This is a genomic window from Idiomarina sp. UBA4206 (assembly GCF_002383015.1).
In the GTDB taxonomy this organism is placed as follows: Bacteria; Pseudomonadota; Gammaproteobacteria; order Enterobacterales; family Alteromonadaceae; genus Idiomarina; species Idiomarina abyssalis.
Window position 1 is genome coordinate 38051 of sequence record NZ_DFTS01000016.1, and the last position, 1797, is coordinate 39847.

A 1797-nucleotide genomic window follows, 5' to 3' on the forward strand; every position below is an offset into this window, starting at 1 on the left:
CAAGCCACTATCCAGAAGATGCAGGTGGTTCGTCGTGCAGCTATGGCACCGGCACAACCTTCACCGGCAGACAGAGCGATAGCGTCTGAAGCAACCAATAAAGCAACTCAGGCGCGGGCTGAATTAGCCCAAATGCAAATTGAGTCAGGCCAGGGTGGTGAAGAGGGCGAAGAGCCAAACCCGGACATTAGTATTAATGCGCCGTTTAACAAAAGCCTGGAAGGTGCAAACAAAAGCGAAGGTGACAGCCAGTCAAATGGCGTCGACGCCGCAGCACCTGCTGAACAGGGCAAAAAGACTCTGTCATCGCCGGAGCGTGGCGAGATGATTGCCTCTTTCTACGATAAGCGTGTTCGTCCATCCGTGGACTCATTCAGCGCTACTGCTTAACGCCTCTCTTTATTCCGTTTTAATTTTTCTTCGCTTTTGCAAAGGCATCTGCCAATGCGCTACCCATAGCCGAGTTTTTTGGCTGTGGCGCACGACCACTATTACCGGAAGATTTTTTCTTAGGCCCGTTACTGGCTTTCGCTTTAGGTTTGTCAGTTGCGGTTTTGGCTGGCGCTTCATCGCTTAAACGCATGGTTAAACCAATACGCTTACGCTCAATATCCACTTCCAGCACTTTTACTTTCACAATGTCGCCGGCTTTCACCACTTCACGCGGGTCGCTGACAAACTTATCGGCCAGTGCTGAAATGTGAACCAGACCGTCCTGATGCACGCCAACATCCACAAAGGCACCAAAGTTCGCGACGTTAGTTACCACGCCTTCCAGCAACATGCCGGGCTTCAGATCGCTGACTTTCTCAACGCCTTCTTTAAATTCCGCGGTTTTAAACTCAGGGCGGGGGTCGCGGCCCGGTTTTTCAAGCTCAGACAAAATGTCCGTTACCGTTGGCAGACCGAAGCGCTCGTCGGTGTAGTCGGCGGCGTTCAGGCTTTTAACCAATGAATGGTTGCCAATAAGCTCTTGTACCGGCAGCTCATTCGCTTTTGCAATGCGCTCGACCACTGAATAAGCTTCCGGGTGAACGGCCGAAGCATCTAACGGCTGTTCGCCATTATTAATGCGCATAAAACCTGCCGCCTGTTCAAAGGCTTTCGGCCCCATGCGTGGCACATCGAGTAACTGTTTACGGTTAGCAAAGGCACCGTTGGCGTCGCGGTAATCGACTATGTTTTTCGCTAGCGTTTTCGACAAACCTGACACGCGTTGTAGCAATGCAGACGAAGCCATGTTGGCATCGACACCCACGGCGTTTACACAGTCCTCAACCACGGCATCCAGGCTTTGTGCCAGTTGTGACTGGCTAACGTCGTGCTGATACTGACCAACACCAATCGATTTAGGCTCAATTTTAACCAGCTCGGCCAGTGGATCCTGCAAGCGGCGGGCGATAGATACTGCGCCACGCAGCGACACATCCATATCCGGAAATTCCTGCGCCGCCTGCTCAGACGCCGAGTAAACCGAGGCACCGGCTTCGTTCACTATAACCTTGGTGGCTTTTATCTCGCTGTGCTGCTTGAGCATGTCACCGACCATTTTGTCGGTCTCGCGCGAGTGAGTGCCGTTACCAATGCTGATAAGCTCAACCTTGTACTGTTTGCACAAAGTCGCCAGAGTGCGCATGGCTTTATCCATTTGGTTTTGTGGCTGAAACGGGAACACCGTGTTGGTGGCAACCGCTTTACCGGTTTCATCCACTACCGCAACTTTAACACCCGTACGAACGCCCGGGTCTAAGCCCATAGTGGTTTTCGCACCGGCAGGCGCCGCCATCAGTAAGTCTT

Annotated in this window: 2 protein-coding genes; one reads left to right on the forward strand and one right to left on the reverse strand. The window is 52.5% G+C overall.

What is annotated here, in order from left to right:
- Positions 1–390, forward strand: a 390-nt coding sequence (locus B3180_RS03535; protein WP_286843098.1) for a putative metalloprotease CJM1_0395 family protein, incomplete at its 5' end; no start/stop codon positions are given.
- Between the two features lie 19 nt (positions 391–409).
- On the opposite strand, the gene B3180_RS03540 is transcribed toward B3180_RS03535, so the two are convergent.
- Positions 410–1797, reverse strand: a 1388-nt coding sequence (locus B3180_RS03540) for a helix-hairpin-helix domain-containing protein (protein ID WP_286843101.1), incomplete at its 5' end; no start/stop codon positions are given.